We start from the raw sequence: 21,154 nt of genomic DNA, 5'->3' as shown, positions 1-21,154 counted from the left end.
AAATTAAAAAAGAAAGACACTTTATGTTCTGCTCAATGAACCTATAAGTAAATCGCTTACATGAATCATTATAATCAATTTTGACGGCTTTGTGAATGAAAAGTAACTATTTTAAGAAAAAAAGGTATTATATATAAAATATAATCCCGAAAGAGCATAAAAAGATTTTAACGAGATAGTTATTACATAATTAAGAGGTGAATTGTTTGTATAACAGTAACTTTAAATTTTTTTCGTACAAAAGCACTATGAAATATTTATCAATAATCGGGTATTTTGCCATTTTATTTTTAATTTTACCTATATCCCTCGGCATTTTCAGCGCATACTTACTTTTTCCAGTCGTGCAGTTTTTTTACAAAAAGCTCCATATCCCATTTTTAATTAGCATTTTTTTAGTAACAATCTCATTTTTTTATTTAACTTATCAAGTTAGCGCAGTTTTAATTCAAAGCTTACTTACTTTTATTCCTCACATAAAAATGCATTTAGACGCATTTTCTACCAATTACGCTGATATTATTTTTTTTCCATTAATACTTGAAAAGTCACTATCCATGATGGATACCATTATCATGTCTATTTTGAACGTTGCCCAACAAATATTTAGCTATTTATTTGAGTTTTTCGTGTTTATTGTTGCATTTTATTTTGCTTTATTTGAATCGCGTAAAGACCGAATGTGGTTTTTTGTTTACGTTCCTAAGCAATACAGAGATGAGTGGAAGCGATATTTTAAACGAGCGATGAGTATATTCTCGTATTTTATATATGTAGAATTGCAATTATTTTCATTAACGTTTATTTTGCTCAGTAGCGGTTTTTGGCTTTTACAATTTGAAAACCCAATAAGTAAAGCACTACTCATATCATTAGCTGATGCACTTCCATTTTTTGGAATTGGCTTATTTATCATTCCTGCTGCTGTTTATTTTTTTGTCATTGGTCAGAAATGGCTCGCTGCTTCGCTCATTGCGTTATATATTTTTATACAAATAACGAGACAGCTAACTGAATCAATTGTATGGGCTTCCACATTTCAACTGCGGACGGTCCATTCGTTTATCATCAGCGCTGCCTCGATATTATTATTCGGTATTTACGGTATTTTACTTAGTCCGTTTTTATTGTTAATTGCAGTAAAAGTAAAAGAGAACTCTATCTTTGCACGATAATCATTTGACCATTTTTCATTTTCTTCCTTAACCAAAAGAAAATTGCTGGTTTGAATAAATTACGTGTGAATGAAGTGAGCATTAAAAGGCCAATTATGTCTGTTATAAAACCTGGTACAATCAATAATACTCCACCGATAAATACCATGAAAGCTTCAATCATTGCTACACCAGGTGGTTGCCCTTGTGCGATGCTTTGCTTAATTGATTGAAATGATTTCATGCCCTTGTTCTTAATAACGAAGAAACCAAGTACACTTGTTAAAATGATTAGTAATAGTGTGCCAAATACACCTATTGCTTTACCAACCAGTATTAAAGTCGCAATTTCTGCAAACATATATACGACAAATGCTAATAAAATCTTTTGCATAACAGCACCTCCTGCTTACTAATGTAATACGATTTAGCGAGTAAAAAGTTTCATTTTTGGTCTAAAATAATTCGATCATAGCACATGCTTGTGGGTTGAAGATAATCGTTGGTGGATTTCACGATATATTAGTTTATTTTACGATATATCGTTGGGATTTCACGATAAATTAGTTTTTTTCACGATATATCGGTTTATTTCGTTTATTTATTCTAAAAAAGAGTATAAACAAAGTCAAAAACAACTTTGTCTATACTCTTTGAGTTGTTTCAACATGCTTGGAACAACTTTTTTTATTTAAAGAACACTGGCATGTCCTTTATAAATAACACCTGTTTCTGCATCCATTGTAATTTCTTGTCCATGACGAATTAATGTTGTCGCTTCTTTAACACCAACAATTACCGGAATGCCTAGACTTAGACCTACTACTGCTGCATGACTTGTTAAGCCGCCTTCTTCAGTAATAATCCCGACACAGTTTTCAATTGCCGGCATCATTTCACGGTCAGTACCGACTGTAACTAAAATTGTTCCTTCTGTGTCATATGCTAACGCTTCTCCTGCATTATTAGCTACAACAGCTTTACCCATAACTGATGCTTTTCCAACGCCTTGACCCCGCGCTAGTAAATCCCCGATGACATGTACCTTCATTAAGTTTGTTGTACCAGCTTCACCAACTGGCACACCTGCTGTAATAACAACAACATCCCCATGATCTACAAAACCATGTTTTAATGACTCATCTACAGCTAGCTCTAAAATTTCATCTGTTGTCGTTACACGCTGACAAACAACAGGCTTCACACCCCATACTAGAGTAAGCATTTGTGCTGTATTAACTGAACCGGTTACTGCAACAATTGGTACACCTGGACGATATTTCGCAATCATTTTCGCAGTATTTCCACTTTCAGTAGGAGCAAGTACTGCTTTCACACCAAGGTTAATAGATGTATAAGCTACAGCTTGGGAAATCGCCTCTGTCATATTAGCATCTTTTTCTCGACTACGTTGCGAAACGATTGCACGATAATCAAGTGACTGCTCTGTACGCTCAGCGATTTTATTCATTGTTTGTACCGATTCAACTGGATAAAGTCCTGCAGCCGTTTCACCCGATAACATAATTGCATCTGTACCATCGATAATGGCATTCGCTACGTCACTCGCCTCTGCACGTGTAGGACGCGGATTGCGCTGCATAGAGTCTAACATTTGGGTTGCTGTAATGACTGGTTTTCCGACTTGGTTACATTTTAAAATTAGTGATTTTTGCACAAGTGGTACTTCTTCAGCCGGTATTTCTACCCCTAGATCACCACGTGCTACCATTAAGCCGTCTGATACTTGAATAATATCATCAATATTATCTACGCCTTCTTGGTTTTCAATTTTTGGGATAATTTGAATATGGCCACCGTTGTTTTGCTCTAATAACTCTCGAATCTCAAGCACATCTTTTGCTGTTCGAACGAATGATGCTGCAACGAAATCAATACCTTGCTCTATACCAAATAAAATATCTTGCGCATCTTTTTCTGTAATGCCCGGTAGTTTAATCGAAACACCCGGAACATTCACACCCTTTTTATTTTTCAATACTCCAGCATTTTCTACTATTGTATGAATTAAACCGTGCTCTTTATCTTTTGCAAGTACACGCAGTTCAATTAACCCATCGTCTAATAAAATAATATCGTTTTGATCAACATCATCAATTAACTGTTCATACGTAACAGAAAAACTGTTTGCATTCCCGACAACTTCTGTCATAGAAATATCAATCACTTGACCTGTAACAAGGTGAAGCTCACCATTTTCCATTGTATGTGTGCGAATTTCTGGTCCTTTTGTATCCAGTAGAATACCTACTGGTTTGCCTACCTTATCTGCTGCATCACGAATAGCTGCTATACGAATCGCATGCTCCTCATGATTCCCGTGCGAGAAATTCAAGCGAGCAACGTTCATGCCTGCTTCAATTAATTTTTCGAGCATTTCTGGTGATTCACTTGCTGGTCCAATTGTACATACTATTTTTGTTTTTCTCATTTGATTGTTCTCTCCGTTTTCACCCTAAATTAAATCGATAATTCTTTAGATAACGTATATAAACTTAAATCTGCTTTATGATTATTTTCGTACGCTTCTTTTAAATCATAATCGATTACTTCGTGATTTTTTATGCCAACCGCTCTACCACCACGTCCTTCTAATAACACTTCAACTGCTTTTGCACCAAAGAGTCCTGCAAGAACACGGTCACGCGCTGTTGGTGATCCACCTCGCTGAATATGTCCTAATACGGATACACGAGTTTCAATACCTGTTTTTTCTTTTATAATTTTCGCTAAGTCGCTGCCTGGCATAACACCTTCTGCGACAATTATAATACTATGTCGCTTTCCACGCGCAACCCCTCGTTCAATACGTGAAATAATTTCATCAATATTATATTCCTCTTCCGGAATTAAAATAGATTCAGCACCTGCTGCTAAACCTGCCCATAATGCGATATCACCTGCGTCACGTCCCATTACTTCAACGATAAATGTATTTTCATGTGAAGTTGCTGTATCACGAATTTTGTCGATGGATTCGATAACTGTATTAAGTGCCGTATCAAAGCCGATTGTATATTCTGTTCCTGGCACATCATTATCAATAGTGGCTGGTATGCCCACACAAGGGAAGCCTCTTTCTGTTAGTTCCATTGCACCTCGGTATGAGCCGTCTCCACCAATTACAACTAAACCTCCGACACCTGCTTCTCGCATATTTTCAATTCCTTGAAGTTGATACTGAGCTTCTTTAAATTTTGGACATCTAGCGGAAAATAGCTTTGTCCCTCCACGCTGGATAATGCCGCCTACAGAGCCTAGATCAAGCTTTTCCATATTCCCAGCAATAAAACCTTCATATCCTTGAAAAATCCCCATCACTTCAACTCCATGGAAATTCGCTTTACGAACAACCGCACGAATGGCAGCATTCATCCCCGGTGAATCTCCACCACTAGTTAAAACGGCTATTTTCTTCATGTAATTTTTCCTCCTAATAAAATCACTATTATTAAACACATTAACATGAATATTCAAACTATGTAAGTATTCTAGAGAACTTATCACAAGCTTTTTACAAAAAAAATAAAGAATGCGTTTTCACGTGCTTTCTATCGAAAAACGCAAAAACGCCTTTTATTATTTGGCACTGTTATTTTTTTCTGTTTAATTTCGCAATACAACTTCGCTTTCCATAGATGAAACGACCAGCATCCTCGACAATTCCGCTAATGCAAGGTTTCACGAGTCACATTTACATTAGTAGTTTACGCAATTCTCACTAAATTATAATTCTGGTTCCACAAACTGCCCAATTGCTTTAAATTTCTCATAGCGATCAAGTACAAGCTCATCAGCAGACATTGCATTTAATAAAGCAAGTGTATTTGTAATACATTCTTTCATGATCACAGCTTGTTTCTCCATATTTTTATGAGCACCACCAGCTATTTCAGAAATAATCTCATCAATTACGCCCATAGACTTTAAGTCAGGAGCAGTAATTTTCATCGCTTCAGCTGCTTGTTTTGCTAGTGAGGCGTCTTTCCACAAAATTGACGCTGCTCCTTCAGGTGAAATAACAGAATATGTGGAGTTTTCTAGCATTAATATTTTATTGGCAACACCTAGTGCTAGTGCTCCACCACTTCCCCCTTCACCAATAACAATACTAATAACAGGCACTTTTAACCCTGCCATTTCAACTAAGTTACGTGCAATAGCTTCGCTTTGTCCGCGCTCCTCTGCAGCTTTACCCGGGTACGCCCCTTTCGTATCGATAAAACAAATAACCGGACGGGCAAATTTTTCGGCTTGCTTCATTAAACGCAATGCTTTTCTATAGCCTTCTGGATGTGGCATACCAAAATTACGGCGAATATTTTCTTTCGTTGTTTTTCCACGCTGATGACCGATTACTGTAATAGGCTGTCCGTTAAAAGAAGCAATTCCACCAACAATCGCTTCATCATCTCCGTATGTGCGATCTCCGTGCAATTCAATAAAATCATCAAAAATTGATGCTATATATTCTAATGTTGTCGGACGTTCAGGATGTCGCGCTACTTGAACACGGTCCCATGGCTCCATATTCGAATAAATAGATTGCTCAAGCTGCTCGAGACGGACTTCTAATTTTTCAATTTCCCCGCTCATATCTACTTCTGCATCATTAGCAAAAAGTTTTAGCTCATCGATTTTTTCTCGTAATTTAATAACTGGCTGTTCGAATGGCATCGTTTTAGACATTTGCTACTTCCCCCTTATGATGTAGTTTTACAACTGTTGCGAGCTTATCCCGCATTTCATGGCGATGGAAAATAGCGTCTAGTTGCCCATGTGCAAGTAAAAATTCAGCCGTTTGGAAATCATCTGGCAACTTTTCTCGTACTGTTTGTTCAATTACGCGACGACCTGCAAAGCCAATAAGCGCCTGTGGTTCCGCAATATTCAAGTCACCGATTGACGCAAAGCTTGCTGAAACACCACCTGTTGTTGGATGTGTCATTACCGAAATATATAATAATCCCGCTTCACTATGGCGACTCAATGCTACACTCGTTTTTGCCATTTGCATTAGTGATAGGACACCTTCTTGCATGCGCGCACCGCCGCTTGCTGTGAAAATAATAAAAGGTACACGTAGCTCAGTTGCGGTTTCAATTGCACGTGTAATTTTTTCTCCTACGACAGAGCCCATTGACCCCATACGGAAATGAGAATCCATAATTGCGACAACGACTTGCACTCCCTTTAGTAGACCTACACCTGTCAACACCGCTTCATTCAAGCCTGTTTTCTTTTTATCAACTTCTATCTTTTCTACATATGCAGGAAAGCCAAGTGGATTCGTCGTTTGTAAATGATCGTCTAGCGATATAAAGCTGTCTTTATCTAAAAAAATATGAACACGTTCCTGAGCTGTCATTTTAATATGATGATCGCACGCTGGACAAACTTTTAAATTTTGCTCGACTTCTTTTGTAACATGTATTTTGCGGCATTCAGGGCATTTCATCATTAATCCTTCGGGAAATTCTTTTTCTTTCGTCCTTTGTATAATGACACCTTTTTGTTTTTTTCTATTCATTGCAAATATATCACGAATGGCCATACTATATCCCCCTTGTTGTTCCCATTAAATGGTCGTCATCCATTCTTCGTATGCTTCAATTGCCTCTTTTATGTACCCCATTTGAATCGATTTAATGAAAATTTGTAATGATTGCTTTTCGTTAGCCGTTACAAATTCTTTTAGTGGCACTGTACTGTAGGCAATTAATTGGAGCCAAATTTTTAATGCAAGACGGTTACCTGAAGCAATGATGCATTCACGCAAAATATCTTCACGTACTAATTCTTGCTCTAATTCAATTTTAATAAAAATACTATCCCACACTGGTAATGACCGTAATATTTCATTTCTACAAACAATACGAATCGCTTCCCGTTCATGCATTTCTCGAGTGGCATGTACGTCTTCAATGGATTTCGTTTCTTGCAAAATAAATGACGATAAAACTTCAATTAACTGATGCTGCTGTACGGAGCCTAAAAATGTACCTCCACCATGCTTTGTTTCAATCAAGCCGAGTAATTCTAAACTGCGTAATGCTTCACGTATAGACGAACGACCAACACCAAGTTGCTCCGACAACATACGTTCAGACGGTAATTTATCACCTGGTTCAATTTGTTGTTCAAGTATTAACTCACGTAGCTGTTTCACGATTTGAATAAACATTTTTTTATTTTCGTTCATACGCACCTCGTTTAGAGCATCATCTTCCAAAAGTGGTCTGACCACTTTTGGTTACGATTTCACTATACATAATAGTTTTAAGAAAGTAAAGAAAAAACTGCCCTAAAAGCACAAATTTGCACTTATAAGACAGTTTTTATATTAAGGAGAAAGTTAAGCTTGTATTTTTATTTGCTTTACTTTCAATTGTAATTTGCCAAATCTTGTTTCAACGTATCCTTCCACAAAAGCAAAACTATCAACGGCAAGCCCTTGCTTCACAGTTTCAAATTCTTTCGGGAATAGCGTAGCTGAAAGGCTGCCGAATTCATCTTGCAGTTCGACGAATGCCATCTGTTCTCCCTTTTTCGTTCTGATTACACGAATATCTTCAACGATTCCGAGAAATTTGATGTAGCTATTTGCACGTATTTGTTTTAGATGTTGAGTCGTAACAGCTGGTTGCATTGTTTTCCTTACTTTTGATAAAGGATGCTCAGATAAATAAAAACCGAGCACATCCTTCTCAAATTGTAGCTTCATTTTTTCAGGTATTGGTTCGACTTGTACATGCTTTGGTTTACCGAATGCTAAAACAGATGCCGAAAACAAATCTTCATCTTCATTTGGGCGTACAATTTCTGCCTGCTTCAATGCTGCTTCAATTGTAGCAAGAAGTACACCGCGGTCTTTACCAAAATCATCTAGTGCACCTGCTTTAATAAGTGGTTCAATTACTTTGCGATTAAAGACAGCCGCACTTAACGAAATCGCTAAATCAAAAATATCCTCAAACGGCTCATTTCGCACATCACGAACTGCCATTAATTTTTGTAAAAACGGCTGCGGTACATTTTTTATGGCAGATAAGCTAAAGCGAATTTGTCCATTTTCTACTTTAAAGTGGCGACCGCTTTTTTGAATTGATGGTGGTAAAATAACTATGCCCTTCATTTTTGCCTCCATCAAAATTTGTGCCAGCTTTTCATGATTCCCCGTTGCATTCGTCAGTAACGCAGCATAAAAATTGACCGGAAAATTCGCTTTTAAATACGCCATTTGATACGAAATGACACTATATGCAACGGCATGGCTTTTCGGAAACCCATAATCAGCAAAGCGTACAATTAACTCATACACTTCATCTGCAGTTTTTTCATCATAGCCTTGTTTTTTTGCTCCAGCTATAAAATTAACACGCTGTTGCTCTAGTACTTCTCTTTTTTTCTTACTAACTGCGCGGCGAAGTAAGTCCGCTTCCCCGATAGAAAAGCCTGCAAGAACGTTTGCAATACGCATTATTTGCTCCTGATAAACGATTACACCGTACGTTTCACGCAAAATAGGCTCTAGCGCTGCATGTGGCATAATAACTGGCTCCTGCCTATGCTTTCTGCGTGCGTAAACCGGAATAAAATCCATTGGACCTGGTCGGTATAGTGCGTTAACTGCCACTATATCTAAAAATTGTGTTGGCTTAATTTCACGTAACGCTTGTCGCATCCCGTCTGATTCAAGTTGGAAAATACCAGAAGTATCACCCGCTTGAAGTAATGCAAATGTGTTATCATCCTGAAATGGGATTTTGTTAAAATCAATTGCAATTTGATGAGTAAATTGTATAGAGTTACGCATTTGCTCTAAAATCGTCAAGTTCCTAAGCCCTAAAAAATCCATTTTTAATAAGCCGGATTGCTCCACTTCCTGCATTGGCCATTGTGTTAAATAAATATCATCATGCCCATCCTCTATTGGCACGACTTCTACAAGTGGTACTGGGCTCAGTACAACCCCTGCTGCATGCGTAGAGGAATTTCGTGGCAACCCTTCTAGCTTTAATGCTGTTTCAAACCAACGACCGCGCATCGGTTCCTCGATAATCCAAGCGCGCAATTTTTCAGATTGTGCATAGGCATCTTGTAATGTCGTACCTTGCTTATTCGGAATCATTTTCGATATTTTTTCAAGCGTCTCACTGTCAAAGTTAAACATCCTCGCCACATCACGTGCTACAGCCTTGGCAGATAATGTTCCAATCGTGATAATTTGTGCAACATATTGCTTACCATATTTTTTTGCGACATATTGGATGACTTCCTGCCGTCTCGTATCTACAAAGTCAATATCAATATCCGGAAGCGACACGCGCTGTGGATTTAAAAATCGTTCAAATAGCAAATCATATTGTAATGGGTCAACTTGTGTTATTTGTAATGCATACGCGACGAGTGAACTTGCTGAAGATCCCCGACCTGGACCGGTTAAAATATTCGACTCTTTTGCGAAGCGCATAAAATCCTCAACAATTAAAAAATAATCAGCATAGCCCATAGAGCAAATAACACCTAATTCATATTGCATTCGCTCCATATACACTTGAGGAATTTGTTCACCTAATCTACTATGCAGCCCACTCAATACATGTGAACTTAATAGTTGTTCTGCAGTTTGTCCTGGCTCTACAGGAAATCGTGGCATATAAGTATTCGATATTTCAAGCGTTACTTGGCAGCTGATAAGTACCTGACGCGTTTGCTGCAACCACTCTAGGCGATCACTAAAATACTGTTGCCACCGATCATTTGTTAGCACATATTGATGCTGAGATTTATAGCTTAGTGATTCGCCTATTTTTACGCCCGTATCAATCGCCCGAGCTACCTCATAAGCAAAATGATCATTTTCTTCCAAAAATGTACTTTCATGTATCGCCATAATTGGACAAGCTATTTTTTCACTTAGATTAATTGCAAGTCCTTCTTCTACTTCAGGCTGTCCTTTACGCGAAATACCTACAAATAACCTATTACCAAACAACGCTTTTAGATCATGAGCGTGTGGTTCATTCGTATGGAGTAACCAAATCGCTTGCTCATCAAGTAGCGGCAGCACAGCTATACACCCCGAAGCATAACCAGCAAGCCAGCGAAATGGTAAAGTTTCCTCTTTGCGAATCGCAATACTGCTACTAATCTTTAATAAATGTGCATATCCTTCATTATTTTGTGCATATAAAATGACCGGCAAGTGCACATCTTCTGAAAATTGCACACGCACTGTTAACCCAATAACTGGGTGAATATTCGCTTCTTTCATAGCATGCCAAAAAGGCAAAAGCCCGTACAGTTTCGAATTGACGATTGCACATGCTTCTGCCTTTTGCTGTTGTAGAAAGGGGATGAGCGCTTCGATCCGAATAGTACTTTTTAATAAATCGGCACTTGTTCGTATTTGTGGATAAACCGACATAGCCGCCCCTCCTTCATTAATATTGACGACAAATCTCTTTTAAATCGGCAGCAACTTGTGCCGCTTCTTCCCACGAATGCACAGATGCACCTGATGCAAGTGGATGGCCGCCACCATTATATTTTTTTGCTAATTCATTAATAACAGGTCCTTTTGAGCGGAGGCGCACACGAATTGTATCGCCTTCCTCAATGAAAATAACCCATGCACAAATTCCTTTAACATTACCAAGAGATCCAACGAGTAAAGATGTTTCAGAAGCTGTCACACCGTATTCATTTAAAATTTTTTCAGTAATTTTTAAAGACGCAGCACCGTTCTCATCCATTTCGAAATATTGATAGAAATAGCCTTGTAATTGCAGCAGCTTATGGTCCATCTCATACATACCATCAAAAATTTGATTGCGATTAAAGTTATATTTAATTAATTGCGCCGCTGTTTCAAATGTTGTTGGGCTTGCACTTGGGAAACGGAAACGACCCGTATCGCCAACAATTCCAGCAAATAATAAACGTGCTGCTGTATCGGGAAGTGTCCATTGTTTATAAGCTTGACCTTCTTTAAATAGTTCGTAAATCATTTCACTAACTGAACTCGCATCTGTATTTACCCATAGTAAATCTCCGTATGCATCATCATTAGGATGGTGATCGATTTTTACAATGGCCGCTCCTGTTGAATAGCGGTCGTCATCTATACGCTCTGTATTAGCTGTATCCGTTATAATAACAAGTGCCCCATCGTAAACATCATTTGCAATTTCATCTGGCTGTGCTAAAAAAGTAAGAGATGGATCATGTTCACCAACAGCATATACTTTTTTCTCCGGGTAATTCGCTATTATTAATTCCTTTAAACCGATTTGAGAACCGTAAGCATCTGGATCTGGTCGCACATGGCGGTGTATTATTATCGTATTATATCGTTCAATTGTGTCGATGATTTGACGTTTCAAAAGCTCTTCCTCCTACACTTAAGTGAAATCCGTTCGCATTTTTTTAGAAAAATCTGTACAATAGTAACAGCTTTGCTTTACGGGAGGTTCCACTATGTTAAATTATATTTTTGTCTTTTTCATTGTTGTTTCTTTTGTATTCTATTTCTACTATAAAACGAAACAATTCCGCTCAACACTACCTATTCGAAAAAAATGGTATACAGCAAAAGCGGGGGTTGCACTCGGCGTATTTATTATCGCTTTTGGACTAAATGCAACAATCATTTACCCAACTGCTGTTGGATACGGCGTCGCAGTCGTGTTTATTATTTTAGGCGCGAGTTTAGCATTCAACAATTATAAACGGGCACGTCATGAAGGGCAATACATTCAAGAAGAATATGAATTGAATAAGTAATACAAGAAGGGACCGTCTCAGGCATAAATTTCAGACGGTCCCTTTTCATTTATCGCTCTAACAGTTGGAACATCATCATTGCTTTGCCGACAAGTACTGTACCATTAAATACTTCAAAGTCCATTTTTACGAACTTACGACTCATATCTAATATACGTGGCTTTACAGTTAATATACTTTCCATCTGAACTGGTTTAATAAAGTAGATTGTCATATTTTCTGCAACGGCATCCCCGCGCTTACGACGTTTTAACGCAAATGACCCAACTTCTGCAAGTAGTGTAGTAAAGGCACCATATGAAATGGCACCGAACTGATTCGTCATTTGCGGTGTTACGGTAAATTCTACGATGACATCCTCATCTCCGAGTACTTTCATTTCATTTTTCACTAAATCATCTATTGTTTCACCGTGCTGTGGCTGACGCTGAGCTAGCTGAAGTGCCTTTAAAACGTCCTGACGACTAATAACACCTTGCAAAATGCTATCATCATTGACGATAGGTAGTAAATCAATACCTTCCCAAATCATACGGTGACCGGCTGAAGCAACACTTGTTTTCATCGACCCAGCAATTGGATTTTTCGTCATAACTTTATCGATTAGTTCATCATCTTCCTTGCCGATTACGTCTTTCACTGTAATCATCCCTACAAGCTTGTTTTGACTTGTCACAACGGGAAATGCTCCGTGCGTTGTAAGCTTGTTTTGATTACGGAAATCACCAATTGTTTGATCATTACGAAGTACTGCCGTAGATTCAATAGGTACGAAAATATCTTCAATTAATAAAATATCTTTTTTAATTAATTGGTCATAAATTGCACGGTTAATCATCGTTGCAACAGTGAACGTATCATAGCTTGTCGAAATTATCGGCAAATCTAGTTTGTCTGCTAAATACTTATTTTCCTCTGTCGTATCAAACCCGCCTGTAATTAGTACTGCTGCACCTGTATTCAAAGCATATTCATGGGCTTGTGTTCGATTCCCTACAATTAATAAGCTGCCGGCATCCAAATAGCGCATCATATCGTCAAGTTTCATAGCACCGATAACGAATTTCGTTAATGTTTTATGTAAACCAGATTTCCCACCAAGGACTTGTCCATCAACAATATTAACAATTTCTGCAAATGTTAGACGTTCAATGTTTTCCTTCTTCTTTTTTTCAATACGAATCGTTCCAACACGTTCAATGGAACTGACAAGGCGACGGTTTTCGGCTTCTTTAATCGCACGATAAGCTGTTCCTTCACTTACCTGCATTTCCTTTGCAATTTGTCGAACAGAAATTTTATCACCAACAGGTAATGACTCAATATATTGCAAAATCTTTTCATGTTTTGTTGACACAATATCACCTATTTCTCATCATTCATTCCTGCCCTTAGTGTAACATATTTCTCTCAAATAATTGTAAAAAATAATAACGAGCAACTTCAATTGCAAAATAATTGAAACTTTAAATGATACTTTGTTCTTCACACAGAAATCCGAAATAATTTTTCGTTACGATTTGGTGCTTTCCTGAGGACGGAAGGTGAACGCTTTACTATTAAGTTCGTTCCATGGTCTCATCTGTGACGTTAATCTCCAAGGAGTCGCCCATTCTCCATTTTACTTAAATACGTTTTAATAAAATGTCGCTCATATCTTTTGGTTATGAACATAATGTCTTTGTTATAATTGATTAATAAATAGCATTGAAAATAACTGTAGACAAAGCCTAATTTGACTTCGTCTACGAGCAAAATACATTTTATAATTAAAGCTTTACGAATTGGCCAGCCTGTAATATTTGTACTTCTGCACCCTCAACTAATTGGGCAAACTTTTGCGGATCTTGCTGAATTGGCGGGAATGTATTGTAATGAATTGGTACAACAATTTTAGGTTTTAATAATGAAACAGCATATGCAGCATCTTCTGGACCCATCGTGAAATTATCGCCTATTGGTAAAAATGCTACATCAATCGGATGACGCTCACCTATTAGCTTCATATCTCCAAATAAAGCTGTGTCACCCGCATGATAAATTGTTAAGCCTTCTGCCATAAATAAAATTCCACCTGGCATTCCTGTGTAAATAATTTCATTTTGTTCAGTTACAAAAGATGACCCATGAAATGCTTGAGTAAACTTCACCTTACCAAAATCAAACTCTTTTGCTCCTCCAATATGCATTGGATGTATATTGACACCTTGCCATCCTAAATAATTTGCAAGTTCATTAGGAGCAACTACTAAAGTTCCATTTGCTTTCGCGATTTCTACCGTATCTCCTACATGATCATTGTGACCATGCGTTAGTAATATTACATCAGGTTTTTGCTCTTCAACTTGTAGATCCGTTACATCATTCCCACGAATAAAAGGATCAATTAATATTGTTTTGTCATTTGTAATAATTTTAACAACAGAATGCCCATGATACGAAATTTGCATAAAAATCCCCCTTAGCGAAATTTATTCACTAACTTTATTCGCTACAACTGCTATTTCCCCTTTTTTTTGATATGCTTAGAAGGCAAAATAATGAGGAGGAACTCCAATGAATAAAATTCAACAATTACAAAACTATTTACAACAAACAAATACAGATGCTGCATTTATAACAACACCTGATAACGTTTTTTACTTTTCGGAATTTAATAGCGATCCACATGAACGTTTATTAGGTGTTGTTGTATTTCAAGAACAAGCACCGTTTTTAATTTGTCCAAAAATGGAAGTCCCTGATGCTAAGGCTGCTGGTTGGGAATATGATGTTATCGGTCATGCCGATACAGACAATGCTTGGGAAGTACTTGTCAATAAAATTCAAGCTAGCGGTGTCAGCATTTCAAAAATGGCAATTGAAAAAGCTCATTTAACTGTAGAGCGTCTTGAAGCATTACAAAGCTTTTACCCGAATGCAACTTTCGAGCGTTTAGATGATAAAATTAACGAAATGCGTGTCATTAAGGACGAAATAGAGCTAGAAAAAATGCGTGAAGCTGCAAAATTAGCAGATTATGCTATTCAAGTAGGCTGTGATGCAATAGCAGAAGGTAAAACAGAAATGGATATATTAAACGCTATCGAATCCGCTATAAAAGCAAAAGGATATGCGATGAGTTTTGATACAATGGTGTTAGCAGGTGAAAAATCAGCATCTCCTCATGGTACACCTGGAGACCGTAAAATTAAACGCGGCGATATGATTTTATTTGACTTAGGCGTTATTTATGAAGGCTACTGCTCTGACATTACACGAACAGTTGCATTTGGCGAAGTAAGTGAAGCTCAGAAAGATATTTATAACACTGTACGTAAAGCAAATGAGGATGCGATCGCAGCTGTAAAACCAGGTGTGCGCGCATGCGATTTAGATAAAATTGCACGAGATGTTATTACGGATGCTGGCTACGGCGAGTATTTTACACACCGTCTTGGTCATGGTCTTGGCATTTCTGTTCATGAATATCCTTCTGTTACAGGTACTAATGAATTGGCTCTTAAACCTGGCACAGTATTCACAATTGAACCAGGTGTATATAAAGCTGATGTAACGGGTGTACGTATAGAAGATGACGTTGTAGTTACTGAAGATGGCGTTGAAGTGTTAACGAAGTTTACAAAAGAACTTGTAATTTTATAAGGTTACTAATTTCTAGTGGCTGTCTCATAAGCGAGACAGCCACTTTTCTTTTATGTTTAAGGGTTCAATAAAGTGAATCTTCAATCAGTGGAGTCTTACTGCCCGTTAATCTGCGATATGGAGTCGCCCCTCCTCCATTTCAATCAACGCGTCCCTCATTTTTCGGAATATATATGAGCATAACCATGTACTTTTTTGTTCGAAATTGTGTGCATATCCCAACAAATATTATAGAACCTTATTTCAATGCTACCCACGCGCGATTGTTTTCATAAGTAATTGTTAAAGGATGACCAAAAAACTGAGACAAGTTTTCAGTTGTTAGTAATTCGTCGCGCCCTCCGCTGGCAAAAACTTCTCCATCACGCATACATAAAATATGTGTAAAACAAGGTAATATTTCTTCTACATGATGTGTTACATAGAGTAATGTAGGATTTTCTTCACTATTTGCAAGTTTTGCAATGGTTTGTAATAAACGCTCTCTCTCGATCAAATCCAGCCCTGTTGTTGGCTCGTCTAAAATAAGTAGTTTCGGTCTAGCCATTAAAGCACGCGCAATTTGAACTCGCTGACGTTCACCATGGGATAGTAATTCAAACGCTTTATTCACTAAATGATCGCAATGAAGTAACTTCATGATACCTACAGCTTCATCGATTTCCTCGTCACTTACAGATTCAAAAAGACGAATTGCTCCAAACTTGCCACTTAGTACAATTTCAATAGCCGGATCACACCAGTTAAATTGATCAACCATTGCAGAACTTACCCACCCCATTTGTTTGCGCACCTCACGAATATCTGTTTTGCCAAATGTCTCACCTAGAACTTCTACGGAACCACCATTCGGCCATAAGTAGCCATTTATGACTTTTAAAAGTGTCGTTTTAACTGAACCATTCAGTCCTAAAATGGTCCAGTGCTGCCCTTTTTCTACGTCCCATGATACATTATGTAAAATCGTTTTTCGATTACGATATAGTTCTACGTTTTTTAAATGAATCATTACTATTACCTCCTAAAAAGGCTGCCCGATTAACGGACAGCCATAATGTTTATACATTTATTTGTAATACTTCATCTACTGGTGTAAAAGGTAGTCCTTGATCTTTCGCTACTGCTTCATACACAATCATTCCATCTACAGTATTCAAACCAAGCTTTAATGCAGGATTTTCGATACATGCACGTATATAACCTTTATTCGCAATTTGTAATGCATACGGTACTGTATTATTTGTCAATGCTACTGTTGAAGTACGCGGTACAGCACCTGGCATATTTGCCACGGCATAATGCACTACTCCATGCTTCACATATATTGGGTCATCATGCGTTGTAATACGGTCACTTGTTTCAAAAATCCCACCTTGGTCAATCGCAATATCGATTACAACTGAACCAGGCTGCATTGATTCAATCATTGCTTCAGTTACAAGTTTTGGCGCTTTTGCACCCGGAATAAGTACCGCACCTACTACTAAATCTGATTGTTTTACAGCTTCAGCAATATTAAATGGATTGGAAATTAATGTTTGTACATCACGTCCAAATAAATCCTCTAATTGTCGTAAACGTTCAGGACTTAAATCAATCACAGTAACATCTGCACCCATACCAACGGCGATCTTAGCAGCATTTGTTCCTGCGATACCGCCACCAATTACAGTGACTTTACCGCGCTGTACTCCTGAAACGCCGCCTAGTAAAATACCTTTACCGCCTTCCATTTTCTCTAAATACTGCGCACCAATTTGTGTTGCCATTTTCCCTGCAACTTCACTCATCGGTGTTAATAATGGTAATGTGCGGTTTGGTAATTGCACCGTTTCATAAGCAATGCCAACAACTTTATGTTTAAGCAACGCTTCAGTTAATTGTGGTTCAGGTGCTAAGTGTAAGTATGTGAATAAAACTAAACCCTCATAAAAATAGTCGTACTCGCTAGAAATAGGTTCTTTTACTTTCATTACCATTTCCGCTTTCCAAGCTTCTTTTGCCGTTTTAACAATTGTCGCACCAGCTGCCTCATAATCGGCATCCGTAAAGGAAGAACTTAGGCCAGCTCCTGATTCAATAAACACTTCATGACCCGCATGCACTAATGTCACTACCCCAGCAGGTGTCATTGCTACACGATTTTCATTATTCTTAATTTCTTTTGGTACCCCGATTTTCATCGCTGTTCTCCTCCTCTGATGTAAAAGACAAAGAAATAATAATTTCCAAATCAAATTAATTCTATCAATTTTTAATTTAAAAACAAATATATTTTTTCTAAAAAATTAGAATTTTGAATCGTCAGTTCTATTGGACTATGAATACTTTTACAATTTCATACTACAAACGACTAATATTTCACACTTTCGAAAAGAAATTTAACATAACGTACAAAATTGTGAGAATTTTTTACATTTTTTCTTAGGCAGCTATTTTCATATGGAAAACATTTGCTATAATGAGGTTATACAAATAGTTAGGAGGAAATTAAAATGGCTAATCATTATAAAAATATCGTAGTGGCTGTAGATGGTTCTAAAGAAGCAGAGTATGCTTTCCGTAAATCAATCGATGTTGCTAGACGCAACGTAGGTTCAACACTTAACTTAGTAAATGTAATCGACACTCGTTCTTTCGCTGCAATCGAAGCTTATGACCGTACAATTGCTGAACGTGCTCAAAAGTTTTCGGAAGAACTATTAGAAGGTTACAAAAAAACTGCTCTTGAAGAAGGCATTGAAAACGTAAATTTAGTAATTGAATACGGTTCACCTAAAAATATTATTACAAAAGAGCTTTCTAAAGTAGTGCAAGCAGACCTAATTATTTGTGGAGCTACAGGTTTGAACGCTGTAGAACGTTTCTTAATCGGTTCTGTATCAGAAGCAATCGTTCGTTCTGCAACTTGTGACGTTCTAGTTATCCGTACACCAGAGTGATTTTAAATGAAAGTCTCACAATGATATCCATATAGTTTCTCTTTTCGAGGTATCCAGCAATTCATACAGCGGGATATCTCGTTTTTTTTCTGTATTATCCAACAACAAAAAAACAATTCAATCAAAAAATCTTAGACAACCACATTATATATATAGCGAGAGAAAATCAAATAATTAAGAAAAGGGAAGTAGGAGGTTTACTGAAAATGTTTTATAGAAGAAAGTTTTATGTAGTAAAACCTGAATTCATAAATATTTTTAATGACCATTTCAACCAAACAAATTTACCTAATCAATTAAAGTATGGCGCAAAGCTAGTAGGTAGATGGATGGCAAAACGAGACGACGGTTTGGTAGAAATATTTGCTATTTGGGAATATGAAAGCTACGAAAAGTATGAAGAAATTGAGAAGAATGTAATAAATGATAAAGCTCATGTTCAAAGAATACACGATTGGTATGAAAAGCATGGTGGCAAAGAGAACGTCTATAAAAAGTATATTTTAGAAGTTAGAAATGAGGAAATTTTTTCAACTTTAAATTTGTAGGGCGATTGTAATATCTTCGCCACTCAAAAAATAACTCACAAAAAAACCTTTGAGGAGAAAACCTAATTGAAAGGACATAGATACCCTATTTCAATTCGATTTAATCCCAAAGGCTATAGCGGTGCGGAAAACACTAGACAATCATTGAACTAAACTCAGCGCCCTCCTTTATCAAGAGGACTTTCTTTTTTTAGTTATTACTTATTTTCTTTCCACATTTGAACTTTTTCAAAGAACATCGCGAGTGCTTGCTTATTCGACATATTCGGTACTTTTGCAAGCAGCACTTCACGTGGCGCTTTTAGTTCTTTACTTTGCTTCTGTAAAATTAAAATGCTTTTTTCATGAGCTTTTGCTGAAAACATTGTTTCTGGCAATTGTATAACTGCTTGAATCCACACATGTGATTTTAAATATTTATGGAGTTGCTTCGCTTGCTCACTTTCAAATAAATTAGCTGGAATTAAAAAGAATAAATAGCCGCCATCTTTTGTATAATTCACCGCCTGCTCGATAAATAAATGATGTGCATAGCTCATACCTTCTTTTGCACATAGCTCATAATCTAACGACACTTCTTCATTAGGATAATAGCCAACCGGTAAATCACATACAACAGCATCAACAGGATCTACTAACATTTTCTCAAGAGAATCTTGTCGATATAAAGCAACTGGTTGCTCGATTAAATCTCCAGTAGCAGCCGCTAAACGAATTAATAATTCATCTACTTCAACACCAGTAGCACTTATTTTATTATCCATTGCGTTCATTACTGTGTACAATAAATTTCCTGTCCCAACAGCTAAATCAAGAACTGATATAATACCTTCTTCTAGCTCTTTTTCGAAAAATTGCTCCACAAAATAACCAACAAGTAAGCCTAATGTATCTGGAGTCATTTGATGATTCGGTTGGGAACCTTTCCGCATTCCTTTTAATATAGCAATTTGAATAGCTTTACGCATATCCTCTTTGGATGCGCCTTCTACTTGCCATTCAAATGTATTATCTAATGTGCTTTCTAATGTACTTAATAAACTTTCTAGATACGTTTGCGCATTCGCTTGCTCACGCTTTTCCGTTTCTCCATTAATATGCATAAAAATTTGTTCAAATTTTTCCATACGATTACTCCCTCATGTAAAGAACCCACTCAAAATATGAGTGGGTTTTCAATTTCTATTTACACTGTACTACAAAAACGTACACACGCAAAATATTATTAATTTGTTAATGCTTTTACTGCTTCAATAGCAGCATCATAGTTTGGATGATTTGTCGCTTCAGAAACGTATTCTACATATGTTACTTTACCTTCAGTATCTACTACGAAAACTGCACGTGCTAATAGGCGTAATTCTTCAATAAGGACGCCATATGCTTTACCGAATGACGCTTCGCGGTGATCCGATACAGTTTGTACTGCTTCGATCCCTGCAGCCCCGCACCAACGTTTTTGAGCGAATGGTAAGTCCATTGAAACTGTATAAATAACTACATTTTCCCCTAGCTCAGCTGCTGCTTCGTTGAATTTGCGAGTTTGTGCATCACATACGCCTGTATCAAGTGAAGGAACAACTGAAAACAAACGAACTTTCCCTTCAGAATCTTTTAAAGTTACTGGTGATAAGTCATTTGCTAACACTTTGAAATCAGGAGCTTGGTCTCCTACCTTTACTTCATTCCCGATTAATGTTACTGGACCATTTTTAAATGTTATTTTTGCCATGAATAACGCCTCCTTAGTTATTTACTAATCTTACTAAATTTGATTCTTCATTTGCAACTCACACAGCTTGGAAATTATAGCAATTCTATATAAGAAGAATAAGTCTCACTATCAAAGGAGGGTACTGAAAAACCTAGAGGCTCTATATCAATAGGTTCAGAAGAAAAACCTTTATCAATCGCGCCTTGAATGAAGTGCAAAAACGAGTCGGATAAGACAGTACAACACAGCTCTAAGTCTCGTGCGCTAGCGCGATTACCTAGATAAATAAATCAACAGAATGCTAATTCATTATTTAGTTAGAAAGCGAATTCCTATCAAAAA

General features: G+C 37.2%; 19 protein-coding genes. 5 read left to right on the top strand and 14 right to left on the bottom strand.

The genetic code is table 11. The features are described 5' to 3' along the window. Positions 1-248 precede the first annotated feature (248 nt). A complete protein-coding gene (locus AAFN87_RS00730) occupies positions 249-1,175 on the top strand; it encodes an AI-2E family transporter (RefSeq protein ID WP_347789932.1) in 927 nt (308 codons plus the stop codon). Here the strand turns inward: AAFN87_RS00730 and AAFN87_RS00725 are convergent. The 8 genes from AAFN87_RS00725 to AAFN87_RS00690 all read right to left on the bottom strand — a co-directional run bounded on the left by AAFN87_RS00725 (position 1,159) and on the right by AAFN87_RS00690 (position 11,563). Further along, positions 1,159-1,548, bottom strand: a complete 390-nt coding sequence (locus tag AAFN87_RS00725; protein WP_347789076.1) for an FxsA family protein — start codon at positions 1,546-1,548, stop codon at positions 1,159-1,161. The two genes, AAFN87_RS00730 and AAFN87_RS00725, sit on opposite strands and share 17 nt — an antisense overlap. A 297-nt stretch (positions 1,549-1,845) precedes the next feature. Then, complete coding sequence (gene pyk, locus AAFN87_RS00720; protein WP_347789075.1) at positions 1,846-3,606, bottom strand: pyruvate kinase; 1,761 nt, start codon at positions 3,604-3,606, stop codon at positions 1,846-1,848. A 29-nt stretch (positions 3,607-3,635) separates the two neighbouring features. Beyond that, a complete protein-coding gene (gene pfkA / locus AAFN87_RS00715; RefSeq protein ID WP_347789074.1) occupies positions 3,636-4,595 on the bottom strand; it encodes a 6-phosphofructokinase in 960 nt (319 codons plus the stop codon). A gap of 306 nt (positions 4,596-4,901) precedes the next feature. Further along, positions 4,902-5,864 carry an acetyl-CoA carboxylase carboxyl transferase subunit alpha gene (gene accA / locus AAFN87_RS00710; RefSeq protein WP_347789073.1) on the bottom strand — a complete coding sequence of 321 codons (963 nt, stop codon included), beginning with the start codon at positions 5,862-5,864 and terminating at the stop codon, positions 4,902-4,904. Continuing rightward, a complete protein-coding gene (gene accD, locus AAFN87_RS00705; protein ID WP_347789072.1) occupies positions 5,857-6,729 on the bottom strand; it encodes an acetyl-CoA carboxylase, carboxyltransferase subunit beta in 873 nt (290 codons plus the stop codon). Before accD ends, accA begins: the two co-directional genes overlap by 8 nt. Before the next feature lie 24 nt (positions 6,730-6,753). Next, entirely contained in the window at positions 6,754-7,377 is a 624-nt protein-coding gene (locus AAFN87_RS00700; protein ID WP_347789071.1) for a FadR/GntR family transcriptional regulator, read from the bottom strand. Between the two features lie 153 nt (positions 7,378-7,530). Next, complete coding sequence (gene dnaE, locus AAFN87_RS00695) at positions 7,531-10,605, bottom strand: DNA polymerase III subunit alpha (RefSeq protein ID WP_347789070.1); 3,075 nt, start codon at positions 10,603-10,605, stop codon at positions 7,531-7,533. Positions 10,606-10,621: 16 nt separating this feature from the next. After that, positions 10,622-11,563: a DHH family phosphoesterase gene (locus AAFN87_RS00690; RefSeq protein ID WP_347789069.1), complete on the bottom strand. Its 942-nt coding sequence runs from the start codon at positions 11,561-11,563 to the stop codon at positions 10,622-10,624. Positions 11,564-11,657: 94 nt separating this feature from the next. Between AAFN87_RS00690 and AAFN87_RS00685 the strand changes: the two genes are divergently transcribed. Further along, the gene (locus AAFN87_RS00685) at positions 11,658-11,963 is read left to right on the top strand and encodes a YtpI family protein (protein WP_347789068.1); all 306 of its coding nucleotides are present in this window, start codon (positions 11,658-11,660) and stop codon (positions 11,961-11,963) included. A gap of 49 nt (positions 11,964-12,012) precedes the next feature. Here AAFN87_RS00685 and AAFN87_RS00680 read toward each other — a convergent pair whose 3' ends face one another. Together AAFN87_RS00680 and AAFN87_RS00675 are read right to left on the bottom strand one after the other, a co-directional pair. Continuing rightward, complete coding sequence (locus tag AAFN87_RS00680; protein ID WP_347789067.1) at positions 12,013-13,320, bottom strand: DRTGG domain-containing protein; 1,308 nt, start codon at positions 13,318-13,320, stop codon at positions 12,013-12,015. 412 nt (positions 13,321-13,732) lie between these two features. Continuing rightward, the gene (locus AAFN87_RS00675; protein WP_347789066.1) at positions 13,733-14,413 is read right to left on the bottom strand and encodes a metal-dependent hydrolase; all 681 of its coding nucleotides are present in this window, start codon (positions 14,411-14,413) and stop codon (positions 13,733-13,735) included. A 106-nt stretch (positions 14,414-14,519) separates the two neighbouring features. Here AAFN87_RS00675 and AAFN87_RS00670 point away from each other — a divergent pair, with 106 nt between their 5' ends. Next, positions 14,520-15,608: a M24 family metallopeptidase gene (locus tag AAFN87_RS00670; protein ID WP_347789065.1), complete on the top strand. Its 1,089-nt coding sequence runs from the start codon at positions 14,520-14,522 to the stop codon at positions 15,606-15,608. A gap of 238 nt (positions 15,609-15,846) precedes the next feature. Here AAFN87_RS00670 and AAFN87_RS00665 read toward each other — a convergent pair whose 3' ends face one another. Both AAFN87_RS00665 and ald read right to left on the bottom strand, forming a co-directional pair. Next, positions 15,847-16,617 carry an ABC transporter ATP-binding protein gene (locus AAFN87_RS00665; protein WP_347789064.1) on the bottom strand — a complete coding sequence of 257 codons (771 nt, stop codon included), beginning with the start codon at positions 16,615-16,617 and terminating at the stop codon, positions 15,847-15,849. A 49-nt stretch (positions 16,618-16,666) separates the two neighbouring features. Further along, on the bottom strand, positions 16,667-17,791 hold the full coding sequence (ald, locus tag AAFN87_RS00660; protein ID WP_347789063.1) for an alanine dehydrogenase: 1,125 nt from the start codon (positions 17,789-17,791) through the stop codon (positions 16,667-16,669). Between the two features lie 312 nt (positions 17,792-18,103). Here ald and AAFN87_RS00655 point away from each other — a divergent pair, with 312 nt between their 5' ends. Both AAFN87_RS00655 and AAFN87_RS00650 read left to right on the top strand, forming a co-directional pair. Continuing rightward, positions 18,104-18,550, top strand: coding sequence for a universal stress protein (locus AAFN87_RS00655; protein ID WP_347789062.1), 447 nt, complete (start codon positions 18,104-18,106; stop codon positions 18,548-18,550). A 206-nt stretch (positions 18,551-18,756) separates the two neighbouring features. Further along, on the top strand, positions 18,757-19,098 hold the full coding sequence (locus AAFN87_RS00650; protein ID WP_347789061.1) for an NIPSNAP family protein: 342 nt from the start codon (positions 18,757-18,759) through the stop codon (positions 19,096-19,098). Positions 19,099-19,295: 197 nt separating this feature from the next. On the opposite strand, the gene AAFN87_RS00645 is transcribed toward AAFN87_RS00650, so the two are convergent. Both AAFN87_RS00645 and tpx read right to left on the bottom strand, forming a co-directional pair. Beyond that, the gene (locus tag AAFN87_RS00645; protein WP_347789060.1) at positions 19,296-20,225 is read right to left on the bottom strand and encodes a class I SAM-dependent methyltransferase; all 930 of its coding nucleotides are present in this window, start codon (positions 20,223-20,225) and stop codon (positions 19,296-19,298) included. Between the two features lie 98 nt (positions 20,226-20,323). Continuing rightward, positions 20,324-20,830: a thiol peroxidase gene (gene tpx / locus AAFN87_RS00640; RefSeq protein ID WP_347789059.1), complete on the bottom strand. Its 507-nt coding sequence runs from the start codon at positions 20,828-20,830 to the stop codon at positions 20,324-20,326. Positions 20,831-21,154: the final 324 nt, after the last annotated feature.

Origin of the sequence: Solibacillus sp. CAU 1738, from assembly GCF_039888725.1 — a bacterium.
GTDB lineage: Bacteria > Bacillota > Bacilli > Bacillales_A > Planococcaceae > Metasolibacillus.
The sequence above is the reverse complement of the archived record's forward strand: the minus strand, read 5'-3'. Positions and strand labels throughout refer to the sequence as shown.